21 protein-coding genes and 2 riboswitches are annotated in these 24,165 nt (G+C 67.6%); of the genes, 11 read left to right on the top strand and 10 right to left on the bottom strand.

Going from position 1 to position 24,165, the window contains the following annotated elements:
- Window positions 1-164: 164 nt before the first annotated feature.
- From ACFSXZ_RS26105 to ACFSXZ_RS26085, 5 genes are all read right to left on the bottom strand, one after another.
- Window positions 165-1,709: an ABC transporter substrate-binding protein gene (locus tag ACFSXZ_RS26105; protein ID WP_378267838.1), complete on the bottom strand. Its 1,545-nt coding sequence runs from the start codon at window positions 1,707-1,709 to the stop codon at window positions 165-167.
- Between the two features lie 73 nt (window positions 1,710-1,782).
- On the bottom strand, window positions 1,783-2,811 hold the full coding sequence (locus ACFSXZ_RS26100) for an ABC transporter ATP-binding protein (RefSeq protein WP_378267837.1): 1,029 nt from the start codon (window positions 2,809-2,811) through the stop codon (window positions 1,783-1,785).
- A gap of 35 nt (window positions 2,812-2,846) precedes the next feature.
- Complete coding sequence (locus ACFSXZ_RS26095; protein ID WP_378267836.1) at window positions 2,847-3,827, bottom strand: ABC transporter ATP-binding protein; 981 nt, start codon at window positions 3,825-3,827, stop codon at window positions 2,847-2,849.
- Between the two features lie 212 nt (window positions 3,828-4,039).
- Window positions 4,040-4,939: an ABC transporter permease gene (locus ACFSXZ_RS26090; RefSeq protein ID WP_378267835.1), complete on the bottom strand. Its 900-nt coding sequence runs from the start codon at window positions 4,937-4,939 to the stop codon at window positions 4,040-4,042.
- Window positions 4,936-5,934 carry an ABC transporter permease gene (locus tag ACFSXZ_RS26085; RefSeq protein WP_378267834.1) on the bottom strand — a complete coding sequence of 333 codons (999 nt, stop codon included), beginning with the start codon at window positions 5,932-5,934 and terminating at the stop codon, window positions 4,936-4,938. Before ACFSXZ_RS26085 ends, ACFSXZ_RS26090 begins: the two co-directional genes overlap by 4 nt.
- 595 nt (window positions 5,935-6,529) lie before the next feature.
- Here ACFSXZ_RS26085 and ACFSXZ_RS26080 point away from each other — a divergent pair.
- The 5 genes from ACFSXZ_RS26080 (at window position 6,530) to ACFSXZ_RS26060 (ending at window position 11,269) form a co-directional block, all read left to right on the top strand.
- The gene (locus ACFSXZ_RS26080) at window positions 6,530-7,054 is read left to right on the top strand and encodes a methylenetetrahydrofolate reductase C-terminal domain-containing protein (protein ID WP_378267833.1); all 525 of its coding nucleotides are present in this window, start codon (window positions 6,530-6,532) and stop codon (window positions 7,052-7,054) included.
- Window positions 7,051-7,992 (top strand): methylenetetrahydrofolate reductase, encoded by a 942-nt coding sequence (locus ACFSXZ_RS26075; RefSeq protein ID WP_378267832.1) that lies wholly within the window; start codon window positions 7,051-7,053, stop codon window positions 7,990-7,992. The genes ACFSXZ_RS26080 and ACFSXZ_RS26075 overlap by 4 nt, the downstream gene beginning before the upstream one ends.
- Window positions 7,993-8,018: 26 nt before the next feature.
- Window positions 8,019-8,861, top strand: a complete 843-nt coding sequence (gene folD, locus ACFSXZ_RS26070) for a bifunctional methylenetetrahydrofolate dehydrogenase/methenyltetrahydrofolate cyclohydrolase FolD (protein ID WP_378267831.1) — start codon at window positions 8,019-8,021, stop codon at window positions 8,859-8,861.
- 211 nt (window positions 8,862-9,072) lie between these two features.
- A riboswitch (glycine riboswitch) is annotated at window positions 9,073-9,167 on the top strand.
- Between the two features lies 1 nt (window position 9,168).
- Window positions 9,169-9,267: riboswitch (glycine riboswitch) on the top strand.
- A 47-nt stretch (window positions 9,268-9,314) separates the two neighbouring features.
- Window positions 9,315-10,688 (top strand): L-serine ammonia-lyase, encoded by a 1,374-nt coding sequence (locus tag ACFSXZ_RS26065; RefSeq protein ID WP_378267830.1) that lies wholly within the window; start codon window positions 9,315-9,317, stop codon window positions 10,686-10,688.
- Between the two features lie 92 nt (window positions 10,689-10,780).
- Window positions 10,781-11,269, top strand: coding sequence for a DUF4383 domain-containing protein (locus ACFSXZ_RS26060; RefSeq protein ID WP_378267829.1), 489 nt, complete (start codon window positions 10,781-10,783; stop codon window positions 11,267-11,269).
- 26 nt (window positions 11,270-11,295) lie between these two features.
- Here the strand turns inward: ACFSXZ_RS26060 and ACFSXZ_RS26055 are convergent, their stop codons facing one another.
- On the bottom strand, window positions 11,296-11,910 hold the full coding sequence (locus ACFSXZ_RS26055) for a trimeric intracellular cation channel family protein (RefSeq protein WP_378267828.1): 615 nt from the start codon (window positions 11,908-11,910) through the stop codon (window positions 11,296-11,298).
- Window positions 11,911-12,105: 195 nt separating this feature from the next.
- Between ACFSXZ_RS26055 and ACFSXZ_RS26050 the strand changes: the two genes are divergently transcribed.
- Window positions 12,106-13,053: a MarR family transcriptional regulator gene (locus ACFSXZ_RS26050; protein ID WP_378267827.1), complete on the top strand. Its 948-nt coding sequence runs from the start codon at window positions 12,106-12,108 to the stop codon at window positions 13,051-13,053.
- Between the two features lie 196 nt (window positions 13,054-13,249).
- A complete protein-coding gene (locus tag ACFSXZ_RS26045) occupies window positions 13,250-14,824 on the top strand; it encodes a LuxR C-terminal-related transcriptional regulator (protein ID WP_378267826.1) in 1,575 nt (524 codons plus the stop codon).
- 18 nt (window positions 14,825-14,842) lie between these two features.
- Here the strand turns inward: ACFSXZ_RS26045 and ACFSXZ_RS26040 are convergent, their stop codons facing one another.
- On the bottom strand, window positions 14,843-15,991 hold the full coding sequence (locus ACFSXZ_RS26040) for a Dyp-type peroxidase (RefSeq protein ID WP_378267825.1): 1,149 nt from the start codon (window positions 15,989-15,991) through the stop codon (window positions 14,843-14,845).
- 110 nt (window positions 15,992-16,101) lie between these two features.
- Between ACFSXZ_RS26040 and ACFSXZ_RS26035 the strand changes: the two genes are divergently transcribed.
- The gene (locus ACFSXZ_RS26035) at window positions 16,102-17,391 is read left to right on the top strand and encodes a right-handed parallel beta-helix repeat-containing protein (protein ID WP_378267824.1); all 1,290 of its coding nucleotides are present in this window, start codon (window positions 16,102-16,104) and stop codon (window positions 17,389-17,391) included.
- Between the two features lie 7 nt (window positions 17,392-17,398).
- Here the strand turns inward: ACFSXZ_RS26035 and ACFSXZ_RS26030 are convergent, their stop codons facing one another.
- Window positions 17,399-18,187, bottom strand: coding sequence for a hypothetical protein (locus tag ACFSXZ_RS26030; protein WP_378267823.1), 789 nt, complete (start codon window positions 18,185-18,187; stop codon window positions 17,399-17,401).
- A 176-nt stretch (window positions 18,188-18,363) separates the two neighbouring features.
- Between ACFSXZ_RS26030 and ACFSXZ_RS26025 the strand changes: the two genes are divergently transcribed.
- A complete protein-coding gene (locus tag ACFSXZ_RS26025; protein ID WP_378267822.1) occupies window positions 18,364-20,871 on the top strand; it encodes an SdrD B-like domain-containing protein in 2,508 nt (835 codons plus the stop codon).
- Window positions 20,872-21,023: 152 nt separating this feature from the next.
- On the opposite strand, the gene ACFSXZ_RS26020 is transcribed toward ACFSXZ_RS26025, so the two are convergent.
- Window positions 21,024-21,569, bottom strand: a complete 546-nt coding sequence (locus ACFSXZ_RS26020) for a DUF2020 domain-containing protein (protein ID WP_378267821.1) — start codon at window positions 21,567-21,569, stop codon at window positions 21,024-21,026.
- Between the two features lie 65 nt (window positions 21,570-21,634).
- Here ACFSXZ_RS26020 and ACFSXZ_RS26015 point away from each other — a divergent pair, with 65 nt between their 5' ends.
- Complete coding sequence (locus ACFSXZ_RS26015; RefSeq protein ID WP_378267820.1) at window positions 21,635-22,471, top strand: class E sortase; 837 nt, start codon at window positions 21,635-21,637, stop codon at window positions 22,469-22,471.
- On the top strand, window positions 22,472-22,627 hold the full coding sequence (locus ACFSXZ_RS26010) for a hypothetical protein (RefSeq protein ID WP_378267819.1): 156 nt from the start codon (window positions 22,472-22,474) through the stop codon (window positions 22,625-22,627).
- Window positions 22,628-22,655: 28 nt separating this feature from the next.
- On the opposite strand, the gene ACFSXZ_RS26005 is transcribed toward ACFSXZ_RS26010, so the two are convergent.
- Complete coding sequence (locus ACFSXZ_RS26005) at window positions 22,656-24,143, bottom strand: MFS transporter (RefSeq protein ID WP_378267818.1); 1,488 nt, start codon at window positions 24,141-24,143, stop codon at window positions 22,656-22,658.
- Between the last annotated feature and the right edge of the window lie 22 nt (window positions 24,144-24,165).

Raw genomic sequence — 24,165 nt, 5'->3', positions numbered from 1 at the left:
TTGCAGGTAGACCGGGGTGGGAGCGACAATCCGGCAGCCACTGTTGACCTGACCGCAACAGAGCGCTCCACTCACGCTTCCGGTGTGAGCTTTCGGGGGACACGGCAAAGCGCCGTGGTGGGCACCAGGAGGTACCCACCACGGCGAACCGGTTTCCCGGTGCCTTACTTCGCCAGCCACACGTCCTGCAGTATGGGGTCGAACTGAAGGGAAGCCTTGACGCCGCGCACCTTCGGCCCGGTGGCCCAGAGGCCGGTCCTGGTGCAGATCGGGATGAGCGGCGGGCCGTCGGCCAGCGCGTCGGTCATGATCTTGTGCATCGGCTGTGCCCGCCCGGCGGGATCGAGGGTTGACGACGACTGCTTGAGCAGTTCGGCCACGCCCGGCAGGGTGTACTTGCCGGGGTTGAACAGGCCGCCGGGCAGGTAGAAGTTCTGGACGACCACACTCTCGTCGGGACGGCCGGACTGGTAGACCGACACGGTCGCGTCGAAGTTGCCCTGCCGGCGCGCCGTGACGAACTGCACGTTCTCCATCGGCTTCACGACGACGTTGATCCCGATTTCCTTCCACTGCGACTGAAGAACCTGCGACAGCTGCATGTTCGTCTGTGCCGTGCCGGTCTGCAGTTCGAAGGTGAACCCGTTCGGCAGGCCCGCTTCGGCCATCAGTTGTTTCGCCCTGGCCACGTTGAACTGGGCCGCCGGGCTCTTGTCGAGGTCGGGGGGCAAGGCCCAGTCACCCGGGGAGAACGGCTGCGCGCTCGGCACGCAGCTGTCCGGGAAAATGTTGTCCGCGATGGATTTCCGGTCGACGGCCAGCAGCATCGCCTGGCGCACCTTCGGGTTGCCGAATTCGGACCGGCCGGTGTTGAGGATCACGCCCCAGAAGTCGGCTATGTCGCCGGTCACGATCTGCAGGCCGGCGGCCTTCGACTCGGCCACCTGCTTCGGCTGGATGTTCGTGTAGTCGAGTTGGCCGGACCGCAGGGCCCGAAGCCGGGCCGCCTCGTCGATGTAGACGGTGACGTCGACTCCGGCGAGTTTGACGCTGTCCTTGTTCCAGTAGCTGTCGGATTTGCTGAAGGACATGTTCGCGCCTTCGAACTTGTCCAGCTTGAACGGACCCGCGCCGAAGGAGACCTTCGAAAGGTCGGTACGGTCGAGGGCGGCCGGGCTGATCAGCATGCCGGCCTCCCCGGCGAAAACGCCGAGCATGGGCGCGCCGGAATCCGTGAAACGCAGGCGCACATGGGTGTCGTCGATGACTTCGACCGCGCTGACGTTCGCGATGAAGTTCGAGAAGTTGGTCGTGTGTTTCTGCGCCCATTCGATGTTGGCTTTGACCGCCGCGGCGTTGACGGGGGCACCGTCGGTGAATTTCAGGTTCGGCCGCAGCGTGAAGTCCAGGGACAGCAGGTCGGGGGCGGCCTTCCATTCCGTGGCCAGCCCCGGGTGGAAGGTTCCGTCGGGCGCCCGTTTTATCAGGGATTCGTAGAGCAGGCCGGTCCATGCCCCGTCATAGGGCGAGGAAGTCCGTGGGTCGAGCGAGGCGGGAATGGCGGCCCCTCCATAGCGAAACCGTGCGCTGGTGTCGACTTCGCCGCCGGTCTGGGTGCCTTGGGGCGAGGACGTACCGCACGCGGCGAGGGGTATGACGAGAGCGGCCGCCAGGGCCACGCCGGCAAAGCGGCGGGTGAATGCTTTCATCTGTTCTTCCGTTCTTTGCTGAAAAAATTCGGGCCGCGCCTATCCTGCGGACATGCCCGGTGGCGAGCCGGTGTCACCGAGGGAGAGCCGCCGGCTCCCGCGCCGGCTCCGGGGAACTCGGCTCGTGAAGCAGGCAGGCGACCTTGCGGGTCGCGCTGAGCGCGATCAGCGGCGGATCGGTCGTCGCGCACGACGCCATGGCATGACGGCAACGGTTCCGGAAGCGGCAGCCGGACGGCGGATTCGCCGGATCGGGAGCCTCGCCGTTGAGCAGTATTCGCCGGCGTGTCCGCTGGACCACCGGATCGGGCACCGGTACCGCGGAGGCCAGCGCCTGCGTGTAGGGGTGCAGGGGATCGCCCACCACCTCCTGCGCAGGACCCTCCTCGACGATCCGTCCCAGGTACATGACGGCGACTCGGTGCGCCAGGTGCTGGACCGTCGCGAAGTCGTGGGAGATGAGCAGGATCGCCTGCCCGGTTTCCTCCTGCAGCGACAACAGCAGGTTCAGGATTTCCGACCGGGTCGACAAATCGAGCGCCGAGGTGGGTTCGTCGGCGACCAGCATCCGCGGCGACAGGGCGAGGGATCGCGCGATGCAGACCCGCTGACGCTGCCCGCCGGAAAGCTGCTCGGGATACCTCTCGGTCAGCACGGGATCGAGCCCGACCCGCGCCAGCAGGTCCCCGGCCGCCTCCCGCATCTCGCCGCGCCGGATCCGGCCGTGCACGAACAACGGTTCGGCGACGGCATGCCCGATCGACTTCGTCGGATCCAAGGAACCCAGCGGGTCCTGGAAGATGACCTGCAGGCTCGTCCGCAGCGCGGTCAGGCGCTTGCCCCGCGCCTGGGTGATGTCCGTACCGCCCAGCGTGATCGTCCCCGAGTCGGGACGATCGAGCAGGGTGATCAACCTGCCGAGAGTGCTCTTGCCCGAACCGGACTCGCCGACCACCCCGACGGTCAGCCCGCCGGGGACCTCCAGATCCACACCGTCGACGGCCCTGACTCGCTGCGCGGACCGGCCGATAATGGTGCGGGACAAGGGAAAGGTCTTTGTGAGGCCCTTGACCGAGAGCAGGCTGTCGCTCTCCTCGCTCATGCGATCGTCTCCCATCACGCTTCGTGTCCCGGCGGTCATCGGACGGCCACTTGCTGCAGCACGAGGTCACCGGCCGCGACCCGGGCGCAGCGGGTAGAGCGGCCCGCGCCGAGATCGGCCTCCTGCTGAGGTCGCGCACAGGCCTCGTGTCCACCGTGGACACACCGGGGTTCGAACCGGCAACCGGCCGGGAAGGTGCCTGCCACGGGGACCCGTCCGCGGATGACCGGCAGCGCCTTCCGTGCCTGCCCGTTGTGGGGCGTGGAATCGAGCAGGGCTCGCGTGTAGGGGTGCACCGGGTCGGCGAACAACCTCAGTACGTCCGACCGCTCCACGACGTTCCCGGCGTACATCGCCACCACCCGGTCGCAGAAGTCCGCCACCACACCCAGGTCGTGGGTCACCAGCAGGACGGCGATGCCCTGCTCCCGGCGCAGTTCGCGCAACAGTTCCAGGATCTCGGCCTGGATGGTGACGTCCAGCGCGGTCGTCGGTTCGTCGGCGAGCACCAGCGCCGGATCGCAGGCGATGGCCGAGGCGATCATGACCCGCTGCTGCATCCCGCCGCTCATTTCGTGCGGATAGGCCAGTACCCGCTGTGCGGCGTTCGCGATGCCCACGCGGTCGAGAAGCTCACGAGCGTGACGGAGGGCGACCTTGCGGCTCTCCTTGAGATGCAGGCGGCGTGCCTCGGCGATCTGTTCCCCGACCGTCATCGTCGGGTTCAGGCTGCTCATCGGCTCCTGGAAGATCGCGCCGATGGCACCGCCGCGCACGGCGCGCAACTCCCGGGGGGAACACGTCAGCAGATCCTTGCCCTGGAAGCACACCTGCCCCGAGGAGATCTTGAGTCCACTTTGGAGCAGTCCGAGGATCGCCATCGCGGTGACCGTCTTGCCGCAACCCGACTCGCCGATCAGCGCGACCGACTCACCGCGGGAGACCGTGAAACTCACGTCCTGCACCAAGCCTGGCTGGGAAACCTGACCGACGAGGTCCACCGTCAGCCCCCGCACCTCGAGCAGGGGTTCACCGGTCGGCTGTCCTTCAGTGTCTGTCTGAACACGCGCCCATCCGATCACGTGGCCAGGGCTCGCCTCAGCTTTGACGTCACGTCGTGGCTGCTGGGAGCCCTGCCCCCGTGATCGGATACCTTCGGATGGCGCGTTCACCGGCTCGCCATGAGCAGGCTCGTTCCGGTTCTCAGACGCTCTGTCAGGGAAAACACTCATCGCCGCCCCCTCGATGTCATCGTGTCCCGGATGGCGTCGCCCAGCGTGTTGAACGCGAGTACGGTCAGCACTACGGCGATGCCCGGAGGCAGCACCGACAGGGGCGCTTGGAACTGGTTGTCGTAGGCCGTACGCAACATCGAACCCCAGCTCGCCGCGGGCGCCTGTACCCCGAGTCCCAGGAAACTGAGCCCCGCCTCCGCGAGCAGCGCCACGCCCATCAGGATGGTGGTCTGGACCAACAACGGCGCAGCCACGTTCGGCAGGATGTGCACCCACAGCGTCCGGCGGGTCGAACAGCCGATCGCTCGGGCGGAATCGACGAACGGCTCCTCCGCCACCGACATGGCGGCGCCACGGACCACGCGGAACAGGCTCGGCGCGAACACCACGCCCAGCGCCACCATCGCGTTGGTCAGGCCCGGCCCCAGCACGGCGACGACCGCGAGCGCGAACGCCAGGCCGGGCAGGCTCAGCAACGTGTCGGCGAGCCTGCTGATGACCGTGTCCACCACACCGCGGCGCAGCCCCGCCCACAGTCCACTCGGGACACCGAGCACCAACGCCACGCCGACCGAGATGAGCGGCGCGAGAAGGGCGAGGCGGACCGCGTAGATGAGTCTGCTGGCGACGTCACGGCCGAGGTCGTCCGTCCCGAGCGGGTGGTCGCCGCTGTAGGGGGCGAAGCTCTTCGCGATGTCCTGCGCCGTCGGATCGTGGGGGGCGATCCACGACGCCGCGATCGCGAGGATCACCAGCAGGAGGAGGAATCCCGCGGAGATCACGGTCGAGGGCCTGCGGAACAGTCTCGCGAGCGCCGACGGACGCTTGCCGACGTCACCGGAACCGGCCGTCCGGCCCACCCGGGCTAACCCGCCGATCAATTCGGTGGTCATGCTTTACGCACCTTCGGGTTCAGCCTGCCGTAGACCGCGTCGACGACCAGGTTGGCGACGACCACCACGGCGGCGGCGAAGAGGACATAGCCCTGGAGAACGGGGAAGTCCCGTTTGAGGATCGAGTTGACGGCCAGCGTCCCGAGCCCCTGCACGCCCGACACCATTTCGATGACGATGGCGCCACCGAGCAGTCGTCCCGCCTGCAGGCCCAGCACGGTCACCACCGGGATCGCGGCATTGCGCAGGATGTGACGCCGGATCAACCACATCGTCGAGCAGCCCCGGGCCAGCGCGGTGCGGATGTAGGGCCGGGCGAGCACGTCACCGACGCTGCCGCGGGCGTGCCGGGCCAGTTCGGCTCCCGTGGCCAGCCCCAGTGCGACCGCGGGGATGATGGCATGCTGCAGCCATGGGCCGAACCCGTCCGACAGGGACGCGTATCCGGTCGCCGGAAGCCACTTCGTCGCCAGCGAAAAGATCAGCACGAGCAGCATGCCCACCCAGAAGCCGGGCATCGCGATGCCGACCGTCGCCATCAGCGACACCGCCCGGTCGATCCAGGTGCCCTGGCGCAGCCCCGCGATGATCCCGGCCGGAACGCCGACCGCGATCGCGATGAGCAGGGCCAGGATCGTGATCGACAGGGTGGCCGGGGCGGCGCGCATGATCGCGCCGCTCACCGTCTCGGACGAGAACAGCGAGTTTCCGAGGTCACCCCGCACCACGTGGCCGAACCAGGTGAAGTACTGCGTCAGCAGCGGGCGGTCGACGCCCAGCTGGTGCCGGATGGCATCCACGCGTTCCGGTGTGGCGGCCTCGCCCGCGGCGAACTCCGCCGGATCGCCCGGCACGAGATGGATCAACAGGAACGTCAGCACCGAGACCAGCCACAGCACGACGACGCCGCCGAGAATCCGCCGGATCACCGAATACAGGCCGGCGAGCCCGGATCCGCGCCGTGGACGACGACTTTCCCCCCGGTTACCCGGCACCGGAATACGGTCGGGTCTTGTCGCGACGCCACTGACGCGCCGCTCATCGGACGGTGATTCTTCGCCGTCCGATGGGGCTTTCCGTGGCTCCATTGCCACCTCCCGATCATGAAGGAATCAAGAATATGGTGAAACCAGCATCGAATTCATGGCCGGGGCCGGCCATGCCCTGATTTTCGGACTTCTTTTCAACGCCAGGGTTTTTCGCTCGCGGTTTTCCGGGAATGGCTCGTTCGCCCGCGGGTCAATCAGCGACGCCGGGGCGACAGGGGTGGACATGACCATGGGCAGTCAGCATGTCGTACCTCACGTGTTGCTCTCCTCACCCGAAGTTCATGACGAGAGTAGTTCCAGCTAGACGGAGGTGAGAGCAACAATTCCGGCGGCCGCTGTTGCCCTGGGCGCAACACGGGTCGCGTCCCGCCCGGTGGGCCACTCGATGGCGGGGGCCTTGGCGGACCCGGCGGTGGGTACTGCCGGGGTGACCACAAATCGGGACCTTCATCTTTGTTTTCCAGCCCGAAGACCTTGCCGCGTCACCGGCCGTATCGTGACGGTTCGACAAGTGCCGATGCGGGCCCACAGTGAGGTGGACATGACCAAGCCAGCGCCGCGTGCCGGATGGCCGACGCCCTTTCGGCCACGGATCTCGGCTTCGTTTTCCTACCGGCTGCACGCCATCTTGGCCGCCAACGGCCTGTATCGCCGGGTCGCGGCGAGGCTCGAACGGGCCCCGCGCGCGTATCGCGCTTTCACCACCGTCGAACGTGTCTCGAAGGAGCGTTTGTACGGGTGCCGGATGTGCGGCCAGTGTGCCCTGCCCACGACGGGCTACGCGTGCCCGATGACCTGCCCCAAACAACTGCGCAACGGCCCGTGTGGCGGCGTGTCGCCGGACGGGAACTGCGAAGTGCACCCGGAGATGCGGTGCGTGTGGGTCATCGCGCACGAGCGCGCCACCGCCGCCGGGCACGGCAGCGATCTCGGTCTCCTGCACCGGCCGGTGGACCACCGCGAACACAGCCGCAGCTCCTGGATCAACTACTGGCTCGGCCGCGACGACGAACTCGCGACCGACCCGCGATCTCGTCCACTGCTGCCCATTGTGGAAGTCTCATGACGACGGCTGCTCCGGGCCTGCGCGCCGCGATCGACGAGAAGCGCTTCGCCGTCACCGCCGAGCTGGGACCGCCGCGAGGCGCCGACACACAGCAGATCGCCCGTAAGGCCGACCTTTTGCGGGGCTGGGTCGACGCGGTGAACGTGACCGACAACCAGGGTGCCCGCGTCCGGATGTCGAGCCTCGGTGGTGCCGTGCTGGCCCAGCGCGCCGGGCTGTCCCCGGTCATGCAACTGACTTGCCGCGATCGCAACCGGATGGCGTTGCAGTCGGACCTGCTCGCCGCCGGTGCGCTCGGCATCCCGCACGTGCTGCTGCTCACGGGTGATCATCCGCGCGCGGGCGATCACCCGGAGGCGAAGCCGGTGTTCGACCTCGACGGGGTGCAGCTGGCCTGGCTGGCCAGGACGTTGCGCGACGACGGTGTCCTGGCGTCCGGAGAGAAGGTCGATGGCCGTCCACAGTGGATGATCGGAACCGTGGAGAACCCGTTCTCCCCGCCCTTGTCCTTCCGTGCCGGACGGCTGGCGAAGAAGGTCGCGGCGGGCGCGGAGTTCGCACAGACCCAGTACGTGTTCGACCTCGCTGTGTTCACGCGGTGGATGGCCGAGCTGAGGGATCTGGGCGTCACCGAGACGTGCGCGGTGCTCGCGGGCGTGGGACCGATCCGGTCGCTGCGCATGCTGGAGTTCCTGCGCACCAGCGTGCCCGGCGTGCATGTGCCCGCGGAGATCGAACGCCGGCTGCGAGGCGTGCCCGCCGATCGGGTCGGCGACGAAGGAATCCGGCTGTGCGCGGAGACGATCCAGCAGTTGGCGGAGATCCCCGGGGTCGCGGGGGTACACGTGATGGCCTTCGGCTTCGAACGCGGTGTCGCCGAGATTCTCCAGCGGGCCGGGTTCACCCGCACGGCCGGATCGTTCGCCGCCGGTTCTTGAACATCGTGACGGGTGGAGGAGAGGGTATGAACGCGTTGGTCATCGACGGAAGGGCCGTGGCGGCCGGGGTCCGCGCGCGGGTGGCACGGGAAGTGGCCACGCTGCCCACTCCTCCGGGGCTGGCCACCGTTCTCATCGGCGACGATCCGGCCTCGGCGATCTACGTGCGCAACAAGCGCCGCCAGTGTGCCGAGGCCGGAATGCGCGACCTGCACCGGCACCTGCCCGGAGAGATCACCCAGGAGGCCGCCGCCGCGGTCGTCGACGAACTCGCCTCCGACCCTCAGGTCACCGGAATCCTCCTCCAGTTGCCCCTCCCGCCGCACCTCGACGCCGCCGCCCTCATCGAGCGCATCCCTCCGGAAAAGGACGTCGACGGACTCACCGAGCGCAGCACCGGCCGCCTCGCGCTGGGCAGGCCGGGGCTGCGTCCCTGCACCCCCGAGGGGGTGATGGTGCTTCTCGACGAGATCGGTGCGGTCCTCGAGGGCGCGCACACCGTGGTCGTCGGCCGGTCCAATCTGGTCGGCAAACCGATGGCACAGCTTCTGTTGCAGCGCAACGCCACCGTGACCGTGTGCCACTCCCGTACTCGTGACCTGGCGGCCGTGTGCCGGACGGCGGACGTGCTCGTGGTCGCCGCCGGCGTGCCCCGGCTCATCGGCGAGGACGCGGTCAAGCCGGGAGCGATCGTGCTCGATGTCGGCATTCATCGCACCGAGAACGGGTTGTGCGGCGATGTCGACACTGACACCGTCCGCGAAATCGCCGGTGTGGTGACCCCGGTGCCCGGTGGCGTGGGTCCGATGACCATCGCGATGCTGCTCCAGAACACCCTCACCGCCGCCCGGGAAAACCCGATCACCTGATCGACTTGCCTGACGACGCTCTCGGGGTTTCCGCCCCGGGCGAGCGTGGCCGGCGCCGACCACGTGTTGCGCTCAGGTCAACGGCGGTCTGCGCCGGCCGGCGCTGTGCCGGGCCGCCGCGGCGAAGTCGCCGAGGCCACGCGGATCCGGGTTGACCGCGCTGAACGGGCCGATCTACTGTCAGAAGCCCTCAACTTCATACCGCGCCGTTCCAGCCGGAGCGGGAGAGATCCCATCGGTGACGGTGGGGCGCCGAAGGAGCAACTCTCCCCAGAAACTCTCAGGTCCCCCTACCGCTCCGGCGAGGCGAACTCTGGAAAGCCGGGATTTCCGATCCCGCACCCACGGTGCAAGCCCCTCCGAGCAGGCGGTGAAACTCTCAGGTACCGATGACAGAGCGGGGAGGTGCCCAGCGCCACGATCCGTGGTGCCCGAAACAGGGAGCCTCCGAAAATGCCCTTGAGCGCGTTCGATCTTTATTCCGTCGGTATCGGGCCGTCCTCTTCGCACACGGTGGGCCCCATGCGTGCGGCGAAACGTTTTGTCGACAGGCTGCGGGAAGACGGCCTGCTCGCTTCGGTCATCCGGGTCAGAGCGGAGTTGTTCGGATCGCTGGGCGCCACCGGCCACGGGCACGGCTCGGAGAAGGCGGTCATTCTCGGTCTCGAGGGTGAGGACCCGGCCACCGTCGACACCGACACCGCCGACCAACGGGCGGCGCGTGCCAAGGAAGAGGGCAGGCTGTCGCTCGGCGGGAGCAAGGTGATCGATTTCACCGCGAGCGAGGATCTGGTGCTGCATCGGCGCAAATCCCTGCCCGCGCACCCCAACGGCATGGTCTTCACCGCCTACGGCGCCCAGGGAACGGTCCTGTGCGACCGTACCTATTACTCGGTCGGCGGCGGTTTCGTGGTGAACGAGGACGCGGTGGGTTCGGACCGGATCGTTCGTGACACCACCGAGGTGCGCTATCCCTTCGGCACCGCCGCCGAGCTGCTGGCCATCTGCGCTCGTGAGGGGCTTCGCGTGAGCGACGTGATGCTGGCCAACGAACTGTCCTGGCGGTCCGCCGAGGAGATCAGGACCGGGTTGCTCGGGTTGTGGAACGTCATGGTCGCCTGCGTCGAGGCGGGTTGTCACCGGGACGGCGTCCTGCCCGGTGGTCTCCGTGTCCCGCGGCGCGCCCCGGGCCTGTTCCGGACCCTGACGTCCGAAGTGGACAGTGAGGACCCGCTGCGCGTCCTGGACTGGGTCAACCTCTACGCGCTGGCGGTCAACGAGGAGAACGCTTCCGGCGGGCGCGTCGTCACCGCGCCGACCAACGGTGCCGCGGGCATCATTCCCGCCGTGCTGCACTACTACGCCCGGTTCGTCCCCGGCGCGGACGACGACGGCGTCGTGCGGTTTCTCCTCACGGCCGCCGCGATCGGCATCCTCTTCAAACAGAACGCCTCCATCTCCGGCGCCGAGGTCGGTTGCCAGGGCGAAGTCGGATCCGCCTGCTCGATGGCCGCGGCCGCGCTGTGCGAAGTTCTCGGCGGCACGCCGGAACAAGTGGAGAACGCGGCCGAGGTCGGTATCGAGCACAACCTCGGCCTCACCTGCGACCCGGTGGGCGGTCTGGTGCAGATTCCGTGCATCGAGCGCAACGCGATCGCCTCGATCAAGGCGATCAACGCCGCCCGGATCGCCATCAACGGCACCGGCCGTCATCAGGTCAGTCTGGACAAGGCCATCAAGACCATGCGGGACACCGGCCGTGACATGCACGTCAAATACAAGGAAACCGCCCGAGGCGGCCTCGCGGTCAACGTCATCGAGTGCTAGGTGGCCCTGACTCGTCCATGTTCGAACCCATCGTCCGTTTTCTTCGGGATCACACGGGTACCCGCCGCTGAAGGACAACGTAGGGAAGGAACATGGTTGTATCCAAAGCGGCGGGACGCGAGGCCACCGAACGCAAGCCGGTCGAGGTGTTCGCGCTCATGGCCGGAGTGGTCTTCCTCGTGGCAGGCGTGCTGGGGTTCATTCCCGGAGTGACCACCGGTTACGACGCGCTCGAGTTCGGCGGACACCATTCCGGCGCGATGCTCTTCGGCGTCTTCCAGGTGTCCATCCTGCACAATCTCGTGCACCTGGCCTTCGGCGTCGCCGGACTGGCGGCCTTCGCGACCCGGGCCCCCGCGCGTGCCTATCTGGTGCTGGGCGGCGGGATCTACCTGGTCCTGTGGTTGTACGGCGTTGCCGTCAGCAAGGCGACCCCGGGCAACTTCATTCCCGTGAACAGCGCGGACAACTGGCTGCACCTGGGACTCGGGCTCGGCATGATCGGGCTCGGCGTCCTCGCCACGGCCATCGAACGTGGGCAGGGCACCTATCCGGCGCCCCAGGACCAGGGAGAACGGTAAATCCGGTGCGGGGCGCAGTTCGTCGGCTATCGCGCGACGGGAGCCTGCCAACCTCGTCGCAGCGCGATCAGACGCACCACGAAGACGAGGGTGGCCGCGGCAATCTGCTCCGGCGCCTGTAACACGTGCAGGCGGTAACAGGCATAGACGGTCACGGCGCCGATGAGTGCGGCCAAGGCATAGATTTCCGAGCGCAGGACGATCGGGATTTCACGGATGAGCACGTCGCGGATCACCCCGCCGCCGATGCCGGTGATCACGCCGACGGTGCACGCGCCCACCAGCCCCAGCCCTTGCTGAAGCCCGAGCTTGGTGGCCGTCACCGTGAACAGGCCCAATCCCGCGGCGTCCAGCACCAGGTAGGCGCGACGCAACCGTTGGACCTGCGCGTGCATGAGGAACGCGACCAGCCCGGCGACGAACGCCACCGCCACATACGGCCAGTGCCGCAACGCGAACGGAGGTGTCAGCCCGAGCAGCAGGTCACGCACCACGCCACCGCCCAACGCGGTGATACCGGCAAGCACCGTGACTCCAAAGAGGTCAAGCCGCGCGCGCACGCCGGCCAGCCCTCCCGAGAGCCCGAACACGAAGACACCCATCAGGTCGGGCACCAGCACCTGCAACGGCTCGTCAGTCACGCCCGCAGACTAACCCCGAGCAGGCCCGCGTCGAGACCGTCGAGCGACGAGATCCGCGCCGCACCAAGGCGGGTCTCCGGGAAAATACCTGATTCCTGTCGCGGGAATCGGCGATACCGTGCGATGATGCGCGGTCCCCGTCTTCGATCCACAAGGCATCCCGATCGTGAGGCCGTCGATGCCGGGAACGGGTGGGTGCCGAAACAGGCGATCAGACATGTCCTGCTGATCCTGGCCGGAGGATCCGCGGCTTTCCTTGTGCCGTGGACGATCTATCTCCAGAGCACGCTACCGGACCGGTTCGGCACCGGCAACTGGCGGCTGGCCTGGGTGGGGTTCGACGTGGCGTTGCTGACCTGTTTCGCCGTCGCGGCCTGGCTCGGCTGGCGGCGCCGGCGTGGCGTGGTTCCGGCCATGACGGTCACGGCGGCCTTGCTCTGTTGTGACGCCTGGTTCGACGTGATGCTCGACTGGGGTGGGCCCGGCGAATGGAGCAGCATCGCGATGGCCGCACTGGCGGAGTTGCCCGTCGCGGTGCTGCTGGCGAGTTGGGCGCGCCCGCTGCTGACCGCGGGCATGCGCAGCCGGCCGTTCGCCGTGACGGACATCGAACTGCACACCGATCCCGGCTACCGGCGCCTTCAGGAAACGCTCTCGGTGAACGGGCCGTCGACGATCGCCGGGCTGGCAAAGACACTTTCTCTGCCCGCGCACGAACTTCAGCGGATGCTGGACCGGCTGGCACAGGCCGGCCGGGTGACCCGCCGCCGCGACGGCCGGTGGCGGGTGACCAAGCTGAACCTGCGGCCGCCCGTGGCGACCGAACTCGCCGACGCGGACCAGGCGCGGCTAAGGGCCTTTTACGACGCGAAATACGACCATGAACTACGACTGTTCGGCTGGGCGGCACGACATCGCGAGCAGTTCGGGTCGTGGGGTCGCGGTCACCGGGCGAGTACCTACCTGACGGAACGGGAACTCGCCGAGTTCACCCAGGAATACGAGGAACTGCTCACCCGCTACTGCCTGCTCCACGACAGCTCGGCGGCCGGCACCCGGGAGGTCGCCATCCGCTGGTACGCCTTCCCGCAGCCGGAGGACGCGAGCGACGTGATCGGGATCGAGTCTCCGAACCACGCGTGAGAGAGCTGGTGCAGGCCCGTTGCCAGGCACCGCAACGAGGACGAGAAAATACCCGATCGAGTGATATCGATGGTGAACTTCACACAGGTCGCCCGCTCGGTGCCCCGGTACCTCATACTTGCGAGTGAGATCGATCGGCTTGGTCCGGGGAGGGGCGGAGACGGTGCCGGACTGCGCTCAACCCGCTCATGTCCCCGTGGCCGATCTGCCGGAAGCGGTGGACAGAGCCGCCGAGGAACGCGACTGGGCCGCGCTTGAAGCGTTGTGCGACAGGCACATCCTCGCGGTGGAAGGCGAACTCGCCGCTCGGCTGCTTTTCGTGCTCAGCCAGGTCCCGAACGAGGAGCTGCGCGCGCGACCACGCCTGATGATCTCGTGGGTCACCGCCTACCACGCGGCGAACCAGTCGGACGCGGGCGAACTCCGGCCGTACTTGCGTCAGTACATGGAGCTCGGTACCCGCCTCGCGGCGACAATGGACATAGCCAGGGAGAGTTCACTGGCGACACTCGTGACCGTCGGCACCGCCGCGATGATCGCCCTGCGCGCGCAAGGGGCCTTCACCGAGGCCGAGGATCTGGGGCAGCGCCTCACCACGCGCGCGGCGCAGCTCAGCCCGCTGCCCGGCGTCGACGCGGTACCGCGTCCCGGTTGGCTGGCCATGCAACGAGGTTTGACGCGTTCCCTGATGGACGACTTTCCCGCCGCCGTCGACTTGTATCGCCAGGCCTACGAGTACGCGACGGTCGAGCCGGCGACCACCGCCACCGCCCTCAACGCGAGCGCCAATCTCGCCATGATCTTCGGCCATCTCGGGCACCCTGCCCTCGCGCGGCAGTGGCTTGACCGGATGCGTGGCTTCGCATCGCCGTCGCGGCGGGTCCGGTTCCTGCTCACCGTGGGCGGAACGATCGCCGAGGGCTGGGATGCGCTGGACCGCTACGACGAGGCGAGCCTCGCGGGCCGTCTGGAGTTCGCCGGGGACGGCACCAGGCAACTGGAGGTCTGGCCCTTCGTCGCGGCGCTGGTGTCGGCGCACGGGCTGTACCTCGGCGATCCCGCGACGACGCTGGCCCATCTCGGTACCCTCCGGCTCAGCCACTCGCCCGCGCTCATCGACCAGGGCACCGCCGCCCGGGTGCTGCGACGGGCCCATGTCGAACTGCTGATCGCGACCGGCCAAGCCACCCGCGCCCTCCGGATGATCAAGGAGGCCGACGGGCAGGCGTCGTGGCTGACGCTGCCCGCCGCCCGGCTTCGCCTCCTCAACGGCGAATACGAGGCGGTCCGCGCGATAGCCTCCCGCACTTCCTGGCACGAAACGACATCGCGCCGGGATGCCAGGCAAATGTTGTTCCTCAGGGCGATCGCCGCGCTCCATATGGGAGACAAGGACGAGGCCCGCCGGTCACTCGCGCCCATCAGCCGCGTGCGCACGCCCGACGAAGTGCTCTCGCTCGCCTCGTTGTCACCGGCTGATCGCGAGGATCTGTTCCGCTTGGCCGATATCCCGCTGGCCGATGAAGCGGCGCGGCGCTTGGCCCAGGCGAGGCCGGTGTACCCGGAACGCGTCCACCTGGTCGAACTGACCAACCGTGAGCAGGTGGTCCTCGCCGAACTCGACGCCGGCCTGACCGTCGCGGAGGTCGCGCGCAAGCTCGTCGTGTCCGTCAACACTGTCCGCACGCAGATGAAAAGCTTCTACCGCAAGCTAGGAGCGACCAGTCGTGAGGACGCGCTGATGCGTGCCTACGAACTCGGCGTCCTCTGACACCGGTGTCCATTGTGGTCACCGGAACAACGTGGAACCAAGCGGACGTTGTCGGTCGAAACCCGGCAGTATCAGGAAACTCGCACTGGCGGTCGTGGTGGTGAAGGGCAGCAACGCGTCCACATTCTCCATGTGGGTGAGGGTGCTGGTGAATGTTCGCAGGTCGTTCTGGAAACTGACGAAGAGCAGGCCCGGCCCCGGTTCGGCGATGCCGTACGAACGGCGCAGCATGAGACCGACGCCGACCACGTTGGAATGCGCCCGGCGGACGTGAGCGGACGCCGGGACGAGGTAGCGCCCGTCCGGTGTTTTGGCGCCCAGGTCCGGATCCGACGCGATGGTGCCGCCGGAGAGCGGCTCGCCGGTGGCGCGGCGGCGGCCGATGACCGCCTCCTGCTCGGCGACCGGCAGCGTGGCGAAGCGCGGCAGATCGAGTTCCATGCGCCGTATCACGGCAATGGTGCCGTCGGCGACCGGGGCAGGCCCGGCCAGCCACAGATCCCTTTGTTCTTGGCCGGTCGTGTGCGGACCCACGATGCCGTCGATGAAACCGAGCAGATTTCGTGGCGCGGCAACGCCTTGGTCGACGGGAATGCTCGAACCGCGACTGCCGGACTGCCGCCAGCGTTCCCGTATCCGGTCACCAGCCTGACTCACCAGCGCGGCGGCGACGATCGGAAGGACGGGGGCGCTCCCGGCGCAGATCTGTATCACCAGATCGCCGCCGCGTGCCTGCGGGGCAATCTGTTCCCGGGAGAACGGGGGGAGATCCATCGCGCCCGGGAGGGAAGCATCGGCGCTGCGCACCAGCCGGGGCCCGACCCCGACGGTCACGGTGAGATCGCCGGGCGGCAGGCCCAGCAGTCGTGCGTCGTTCCCCGCGGTGAGCGTGCGGATGGCCTCACCGAGTTCGGCCAGCAACGGGCCGACGGCGACGCCATCACCGATGTCGGCCACCACGGCCAGCAGGTTGGCCTGGGCAGGCTGCGGGAGCGTCACACCCGCCTGATACCGGCCCGTCGGCGGCACCGACGGGGTTGGCGCGGGTCCCTCGAACTGGTGTGGCTGAACGGAAGGCGATTCACACCCGGTGAGACCGGCGGCCACCACGGTGCCTGCGGCACCGAGGAACGCGCGGCGTGACGGATGATGCTCGGCTCGGCGCATGAAGGGGAGACTGCCATATCCGCCCTGCCGCGAACGAATCCGGCGGCCATGCCAAACTGCGAGGCGTGGCTCGTTTCGGTTGTCGTGCAATGATCGCAATGTTGGGCGTAATGACACTCGGGCTGGCCGGTTGCGGCGGGGGACCGGAGCAGGGCCACCGGCCGGCCGGCGCGCACGTGACGATCCGGGTTCCCGCTGACGCTCCGACAATTTCGGCCGCGGTATCGCTCGCCCAGTCCGGCGATCTCGTGTTGGTCGCGCCGGGCGTGTACCACGAGTCGGTCAAAATCACCACGGCCCACCTCACGCTTCGCGGCGAGTCCCGGGACAAGGTCGTCATCGACGGGCAACTGCAACAGGCCAACGGCGTCGTCGTCGCCGCGCCGGGCGTGGCCGTGGAGAACTTGACCGTGGAGAACAACACGCAGAACGGCGTGCTGGTCACCGGTTCCGCGACCGCGATCGCCGGAGCACCGGGAAAGAGCGGCGGCTACGACACCGGTGACGAACCCGTCGACTTCCTGAAATCGTTCCTGGTGTCCTATGTGACCGCGACCCGCAACGGGTTGTACGGCATCTACGCGTTCTCCGCGCAAAACGGTGTCATCGAGCATTCCTACACCTCAGGCGGTGCCGACTCGGGGATCTACGTCGGACAGTGCAAGCCGTGCCACATCGTGGTGCGGGACAACGTTTCCGAACTCAACGCCGTCGGTTACGAAGGCACCAACGCCAGTGGCGACCTGTATGTGGTCGCCAACCGGTTCTCCGGTAACCGGGTCGGACTCACCACCGACTCCGACCACCAGGAGAAACTGCTTCCGCAGCGGGGCGCCGTCATCGCGGGCAACCTGATCGCGGCCAACCAGCAGGCATCGACCCCTGAACAAGCCGACGGCGGGTGGGGAATCGGCATAGGCGTCGACGGCGGCAGCAGCAATCAGTTCGTGCGCAACCGGGTCACCGGCAACAGCAACGCCGGACTGGTTATCACCGCAAGCGCCGATATACCGGCAGATGACAATCAGATCATCGGAAACACCTTCGCCGCCAACGGTGTGGACATCGGCTGGACTTTCCGCACCGCCACGCGGGGACGGGGCAATTGCCTGCGGGACAACGATCTGGCGACGACCGTGCCCGCTCAGCTCGTGGCCACGACGTCCTGCCCGGCTCCTGCTGAGTCGCCCACGCCATCGGGTTCATGGGTGATGCCGAAACCACCTGGCGGTATCCCGTTCACCGAGGTGGCCGTGCCTGTCCTTCAACCACAGTTCCCGGATGCCGCCACCTCCGGAGCCACCGCTGTTCCGGACGTTCCCGCCCTCCCCGACGCCGCGAGCATCCCGTTGCCGTCGGCGTCGTTGCTCGCCGGAAGCGCAGTGGTACAACCCTCCTGAGCAGCGGTTACCGCGTCGGCGTGAGGCCGGGTACCGGCTGGACCGGAACGTATTTCCCGGTGTCGAAATCGATGACGACCGGATCCGGCTGGGATGCCACATCGGCCCGCACCCGGTACATGGTGCCGTCCGGGCCGATCCAATAGCGCACGACGCCCGCCTCGCCGGTCTTGGTACCGGTGGTCGGGCCGGTCATGACCTCCGCCTGATGACCGTCCACCTGGTCCTGTCCGGTCCAGGAGGCACCGTTCTGTGGCAGGAGTTGCGCGTTGTCCGGACGGTCGCTCCCGAGGCCGAGCGCGACGGCCAGGCCCGTGTCCAGTGAACTGCCGGAAGTCCGCAGTGGACGGCTGTACCAGTTCTGCTCCGGCGGTGTCGCCGGTGCTTCCCCCGGCGGGTTCGGCATGGGATGGACGAGCACGGTGGTGGCCGTCCACTGGATCAGCCCGTCTCCGGCCGTATCGCGTCCGGTGCCGCGCACCACGCCGTAACCGATTTTGGCGCGGTAGTCGATCGAACCAGCGATGACCAGACCACCGGCGGTGGTGGGAACCGTGATCGTGACCGCGCGGCCCCCTGCCTGGAAGTTGCGGAACCGCGTGATCGCCAGCCGGTTCGCCTCGTCCGAAGTCAGCGCACGTGGGCCGGTAGGGCCGGAGTTCGCGACCAGCACCGCGATCAGCGTGACCACCGCGCCGATGGCTATACAGATCGCGGCCACCCAGCGCGGCCGGAATCGCCGGCGCCGGCCGGTCGCGCGCCGCCGAAATCCTTGCCGGACACTCTTACCCCGCACGCGGCGCAACGCTAACAGTTCTGCCGGTTCACCCCCCAAATCACCCGGTTCCCGCGCGTACGCGCCAAGAGCGTTCTGCTTATATGTGACGGTCGGTGATGACCTTGCGTGGTCAACGTGCCACCGGGGGTCGCGAGTCGAGGCGGGTGTTCTGTTGAGATCACGAGGGGACAGCGATGGCTATGAGCCAGGCCGGTAGCGGAGTGCGCCCGGCAGCCGGGAAGCGGTCGGCACGGCTGGCGCGCTTGGGGTTGTCCGGTCTGCTGCTGATGAGCAGCGCCACCGGCACCATGGCGGGGACGGCTGCCGCGTCCACTGGCGATGGCACGCTGACCGTCGAGGTCCTGCGCGACTTCTTCGGGACAGGCGTCATCAACACCACAATGGACGTGCCACAGCGGGGCATGAGCGTCGATGTCAGCGATTCCGCCGGTCACCACGTCACCGGAATCACCGATGCCACCGGAAAGGTCGTGGTGTCGGCGTCGACCGTGCTGACCGGCGGGCAGTACCGCGTCGACGTCAGCGTTCCGGCGCCGTACAGCGATTATCTGCGGGCCGCGCCGGCTTCGACGGCGGCGAACCATTTCGACAGCTTCACCAGTTTCGCCGATGTGTCCGACGGCAAGAACGCTTCGGTGATCACCGGGGTCTGGGACGCGGCCGACTACGCGCTGCCCGATACGCGCTATTTCGTACCGATCCAGAACGGCGCCAAAGGGACCGACACCCGGGCGCTGGTGGCGTTCGGGACGAACACCCGGGGCACCTGTCCCACCGATGTCGCGTGCCCGGCCGTGATCGACACGCAAGCCCAGGTGGGCACGACGTTCGGGCTGGCCTACGACAAGGACCGGAAGCGGCTGTTCCAAAGCGCGTTCGCCCGGCGGTACGCCCTTTACGGTCCGGACGGCGGTAACGCCATCTACACGGTGCCCGCCGACGGTGGGAGCGCGCCGACCTTGTTCGCGAAGGTTCCCCTCGCCACGGTGACACCCCACGACATCGCCAACATGAAGAAGGACGGCGGGTTCACCAATGCGCCGGGTAAGGAAAGCATCGGCGGAATAGCCCTGTCCGAGGACGGCTCGACGCTGTACGCGGTGAACCTGCTGAGCCGGACGCTGGTGAGCTTCGACGCGACCGGGAACACCGCGTTGTTACCTGAGTCGACGGTGCCGATCCCGGACCCGGGTTGCGCGTCGCCCACCGACTGGCGGCCGTTCGGCGTTACCACGCACGACAACAAGCTTTACGTCGGTGGAGTCTGCTCCGCGGAGAGTACGCAGGACCGGTCGGACCTGAAGGCCGTCGTCTACCTCTACGACGGGAAGCGGTTCACCACGGTGCTGGCCCACGCGCTTACCGATGAGCGCGGTGCCGTCTTTATCGGTAGCCCGAGTCAGGGACAGAACAACCACTGGAACCCGTGGGACACCAAACTGTCGGACTGGGACAAGTTCCAGCCCAGTGGCACCACCGCCTTCATCGATCCGCAGCCGGAGCTGTCCAGCCTGGCCTTCGCCCGTGACGGTTCGATGATCCTGGGTTTCCGCGACCGGTTCATGGACGTGCTCGGCGCCAACGGACTGGACCCCAGGCCGGGCAACGACAACCCGGAACTCGGCATGTCCGGCGGTGACATCAACATGGCCTGCGCCGACCCCGCCGGTGGATACTCGTGGGAAGGCACCGGAAACTGCCCCAACCACGCGAAACCCGCCAACGACCACGGCGAGGCCAGTAGCGTCGTCGAATACTTCCCGGGCGACTTCTTCGCCGGCGGGCACGAGGAAACCGCGCTGGGTGCGGTGGCCTACATTCCGCAGCAGCAATGGGTGGTCAGCACGGAGTTCGACCCGACCGTCCACATCGAAACCGACGGAACCGGTTACCACAACATCGTGACCGGCGAGGGGCCCGGTAACAAACCGGCCGCCAACGCCTACGAGTTCGTCGGACAGGAGGCGAACGGGTTCGGCAAGGCCGGTGGGCTCGGCGACATCGCCTACGCGGCGGCGAACGCGCCGATCCAGATCGGCAACCTCGTGTGGTTCGACGGCGACCACAACGGCATTCAGGACCCGGGGAGCGTGCCGCTGCCGAACGCCACCATCAACCTGATGGACGCCAACGGAAAGCGGGTGGCCACCACCAGGACCGACGCGGCCGGCGAGTACTACTTCGGTGGTGTCGGCGCCACCTACCAGCTCACGCCGGGCGGGAAGTACACCGTGGAGTTCGACGTCTGTACCGCGAACACCAGCAAGGTGCCGAGCCGGCCACCGGCCGAGGACCTGCGGTTCACACTGCCGACGGTGGGTGAAGACCGGAGCCATGACTCCAATGTGGTCCCGCCGACGTCCGGGCAGCTGTGCGACGGAAACGCACCCGTGGTGGCTCCGAAGGCGCCCGGCGGAGTCGATCACACGATCGACGCCGGCGTGTACCTGCCGGTAGCGGCACCGCCGCCTTCCTCGACACCGCCCTCGTCGTCGCCGCCGAGTCCGATGCCGACGAACCCGGCTCCCACCAACCCGGCCCCGGTCGGCACGCACGCGGGTTCGCTGGCCTACACCGGTGTTCCCGGTCTGCCGATGTTGATCATCCTCGGGGTCCTGCTTTTCGGTGCGGGCGCGGCCTTGGCGTTCGCCGGCCGGAAGCGCCGGGCCAACCAGGGCTGAACACCAGGTGGTCTGCTCACCCGTGATCTTTCAGCGCGGGTGAGCAGACCAGGGTACCGATCCGACCAAAACCAGGCGGAGACCCGTCCGCAGCCAATGTGCTTATAGACACCCTTTCCGCCGTGGCTGTGGTCGGATTGGTAACGATTGGCTCAGTACAGTCCGAGAGCGGAGATCGCTTGTTTCGCAACGGTTCTCGCCTTGACGGTTTGCATCTGGTCGGTGGTGACCACGATCGCCACGCCCTGCTTCGCGACGGCGTAGACCGCGCCACCGCCCGTCTGGAGGTATCCGCCTTGCCAGCCGGGGGGTTCGGTGGCGGGATTGCTGGTGTCCACGGGCGCCGCGTGATCCACCAGAGCGGTCGCCACGGCGGGTTCGCCGACGTAGACCCGCACGGTCAGCTGCGGTTTCCCGGCCAGGTCGTAGAAGAAGCAGGCGGGATGGGGGCGGTCGGCCGAGAGCTTCACCTTCGACACCCGCTGGCCATTGGCGTCCGCGACGAAGTCGGTGGCGAGGTATGGACATGGTCCCGCGGCTACCGGCTGGGGCTCGGGCGGCAGCGCCGGGGCAGCGGAGGTGACGGTGACCGGTGGCGGCACGCTGGACGGGAGTGGCGCCGTGACCGGTCCTGACGGCCGCGAGCACGCCGCTGTGACCAGAGCGAAGGTTCCGAGAACAAGCACGACTCGACGCATCGGCCACAGTGAACCACGCTTTGGCGCCGCCAAGGCAATCCTGCTCGAGAAAATGAGGAGCGCGCATGGCGATACAGCAAGCAGCGCCGCCGAAGCCGTCGCCCGGCCGGGGCAGAAAGACCGTGCGCGCGCTGGGCGAACTGTTGATGACGGCGGGCCTGGTGATCCTGCTGTTCGTGGTCTACGAGGTGTACGTGACCGACCTGGTCTCCGCCGGGAAACAGGCCGACGCCGTTTCGTCTTTGGACGATGACTGGGCCAAGGGCCGCCGGCCGCATCCCGAGTTGATCAACGGCCAGGCCTTCGCCAAGATCTATGTCCCGGGCTTCGGCGCGGACTACCATTTCACCATTCAGCAGGGCACGGACTACGCGTCGCTGGAAACCGGGCCCGGGCACTACCGGGGCACCGCGCTTCCCGGAGAACCCGGCAACTTCGCGATCGCCGGGCACCGGGTCGGCAAGGGCGCGCCGTTCAACGACCTCGACCTGCTGAACTCGTGTGACGCGATCGTCATCGAGACCCAGAACGACTTCTTCGTGTACCGGGTGCTGCCCTATGCGGACGAGGTCGCCGGCTGGGCCACCGGCAAGGGACGCGACCCGAAATGCGCGGCGGTCGGCACGCTGCGAACGAACGCGCCGGACGGCGGCCCCTACGGCCGGACCGTGGGCCGTGAGGTGGTGAACCCGGACCAGGTCGAGGTGATCGCGTCGGTGCCGGACAAGCCGGCCGACGCGCTTCCGCCCGCTCAGCAGGTCGCGCTGCTCACGCTGACCACTTGCCACCCCCAGTTCTCGGACCGGCAGCGGCTCATCGTGCACGCCGTCCTGACCAACCAGTATTTGAAGCAGAACGGCGCGACCTACGCGCAGCTGCTGCACTCCATCGGAGAGGGATAGATGTACGGCTGGATCTGGCGATGCCTTCCCGGGCCGGTGGTCGCGAAGGCCACCCTCGCGATCGTGCTCGTCCTGGGCGCGGTCGCCCTGCTGCTGTTCGTGGTGTTCCCATGGCTGGAACCGTTGCTGCCGTTCAACAACGTGTCGGTGCAGTAGGGACTGCCACCCCTGCCGAAAGTGAGGTTCATGGTCGGCTCGTCCGTCTCCCGACGGCCGGCTCCGGAGCAGGGCGCCGGGCCGGGTGCGTGCGGACCAGCCTGATGAACGAGGCGGCCATGGCCACGATCATGATGCCCAGCAACGCGTAGAAGGCGCGGTGGAGCCCGTCCGTGAACGCCGCGGCCAGCCTGCTGTCGAGTTCCGGCGACGATCCGACGAAGATCGTGACGGCGAGATCTCGCGGTATGGACAGGGAAGCGAACATGATCGCCAGCGGGAACGAGAAGGACCAGCCGATGCTCGCGAAGGTTCGCAGCATGCCGGATGATATCCCGATGAGCTCTTGCGGCGCCGCCTTCATCACCGCCGAACTGTTGGCGGGGATGAAGAAGCCGAGGCCGAGCCCATTGGCGACGTTCGCCACCACGATGAGCCAAAGTCCGCTGCTGGTCGAGACCTGGGCGTAGCAGAACAGCGCGACGATTTCGACGGCCAGTCCGACGGTGATCGGGAGCAGCGGCCCCGCGCGGTCCGCCAGCCGGCCGCTGACCAGGCAGACCAGCCCGGCGAGGACGTATCCCGGCATCATCAGCAACGCGGTGTCCAGTGGAGACAGGCCTTTCGTGCCCTGCAGGTACATGATCGCCAGCCAGAGCACCGCGTAGTTGGCCAGGCCCTGGAAGAGCGCGGCCAGCAGCGGTGCCGACATCGCGGGAATACGGAACGACGACAGGCGCAGCATCGGTTCTCGGTGACGCAGTTCGTTCCAGACGAAAACGCCGAGAACGCAGATCCCGGCGACCACCGATCCCACGATGAGCGGACTCGGCGGTTCGATCGCCAGCCGGGTGACGGACCAGATCAGACAGAACAAACCCGATCCCAGCGTGCCCATCCCGACCGGATCGAGGATTCTGCGCCGTGCCGGCGCCCGGTCGTGGAGCACTTTGCCGGCGTAGGCTATCGTCACCGCACCGATCGGCACGTTGAGCCAGAAAATCCACCGCCAGGAAACGTAGGTGATGGCCAAACCGCCGAGGACGATGCCGGCGACCGCGCCGAGACTGAAGGCGATACCGGTGTTGCCGTAGGCCTTTCCGCGTTCCTCACGGGTGAAGACACTCGAGATGACCGCGCCACTGTTGGCGGTTACGCACGCCGCCCCGACACCTTGCAGCAGGCGGAACACCACGATCGAGGTCACGTTCCAGGCGAAGCCGCACAGCAGCGACGCCACGGTCAGCACCCAGAATCCCGTCTGGTAGATCCTGGCCGGACCGTAGAGGTCGCCAAGGCGTCCGGCCTGGGTGGTCAGCAGCGTGTTGACCAGAAGAAAACCGATGACGACCCACACGATCGACGTCAGGGCGGCGCCGAAACTCCGTTCGAGGGTCGGCAGGGCGAGGATGACGATCGTGGTGTCCATCCCGGACAGGAAGACCCCGGTCATGACCACCGCGATGGTGGAGCCCTTACGCAGCGGTGGCGCGTTCGTCTCCGTTGCTGTCGACATTCGACTCCTTGGTGAGATGCGG

It is taken from the genome of Amycolatopsis pigmentata (assembly GCF_042684065.1).
Taxonomy (GTDB): Bacteria; Actinomycetota; Actinomycetes; order Mycobacteriales; family Pseudonocardiaceae; genus Amycolatopsis_E; species Amycolatopsis_E pigmentata.
The sequence above is the reverse complement of the archived record's forward strand: the minus strand, read 5'-3'. Positions and strand labels throughout refer to the sequence as shown.

Bases quoted from the DNA above. Each gene is read 5' to 3' on its own strand.
- ACFSXZ_RS26105 (WP_378267838.1), bottom strand. From the start codon at position 1,709: ATGAAAGCATTCACCCGCCGCTTTGCCGGCGTGGCCCTGGCGGCCGCT.
- ACFSXZ_RS26100 (WP_378267837.1), bottom strand. From the start codon at position 2,811: ATGAGCGAGGAGAGCGACAGCCTGCTCTCGGTCAAGGGCCTCACAAAG.
- ACFSXZ_RS26090 (WP_378267835.1), bottom strand. From the start codon at position 4,939: ATGACCACCGAATTGATCGGCGGGTTAGCCCGGGTGGGCCGGACGGCC.
- ACFSXZ_RS26080 (WP_378267833.1), top strand. From the start codon at position 6,530: ATGACCAAGCCAGCGCCGCGTGCCGGATGGCCGACGCCCTTTCGGCCA.
- ACFSXZ_RS26075 (WP_378267832.1), top strand. From the start codon at position 7,051: ATGACGACGGCTGCTCCGGGCCTGCGCGCCGCGATCGACGAGAAGCGC.
- folD (WP_378267831.1), top strand. From the start codon at position 8,019: ATGAACGCGTTGGTCATCGACGGAAGGGCCGTGGCGGCCGGGGTCCGC.
- ACFSXZ_RS26065 (WP_378267830.1), top strand. From the start codon at position 9,315: ATGCCCTTGAGCGCGTTCGATCTTTATTCCGTCGGTATCGGGCCGTCC.
- ACFSXZ_RS26060 (WP_378267829.1), top strand. From the start codon at position 10,781: ATGGTTGTATCCAAAGCGGCGGGACGCGAGGCCACCGAACGCAAGCCG.
- ACFSXZ_RS26040 (WP_378267825.1), bottom strand. From the start codon at position 15,991: ATGCGCCGAGCCGAGCATCATCCGTCACGCCGCGCGTTCCTCGGTGCC.
- ACFSXZ_RS26035 (WP_378267824.1), top strand. From the start codon at position 16,102: ATGACACTCGGGCTGGCCGGTTGCGGCGGGGGACCGGAGCAGGGCCAC.
- ACFSXZ_RS26025 (WP_378267822.1), top strand. From the start codon at position 18,364: ATGGCTATGAGCCAGGCCGGTAGCGGAGTGCGCCCGGCAGCCGGGAAG.
- ACFSXZ_RS26020 (WP_378267821.1), bottom strand. From the start codon at position 21,569: ATGCGTCGAGTCGTGCTTGTTCTCGGAACCTTCGCTCTGGTCACAGCG.
- ACFSXZ_RS26015 (WP_378267820.1), top strand. From the start codon at position 21,635: ATGGCGATACAGCAAGCAGCGCCGCCGAAGCCGTCGCCCGGCCGGGGC.
- ACFSXZ_RS26010 (WP_378267819.1), top strand. From the start codon at position 22,472: ATGTACGGCTGGATCTGGCGATGCCTTCCCGGGCCGGTGGTCGCGAAG.
- ACFSXZ_RS26005 (WP_378267818.1), bottom strand. From the start codon at position 24,143: ATGTCGACAGCAACGGAGACGAACGCGCCACCGCTGCGTAAGGGCTCC.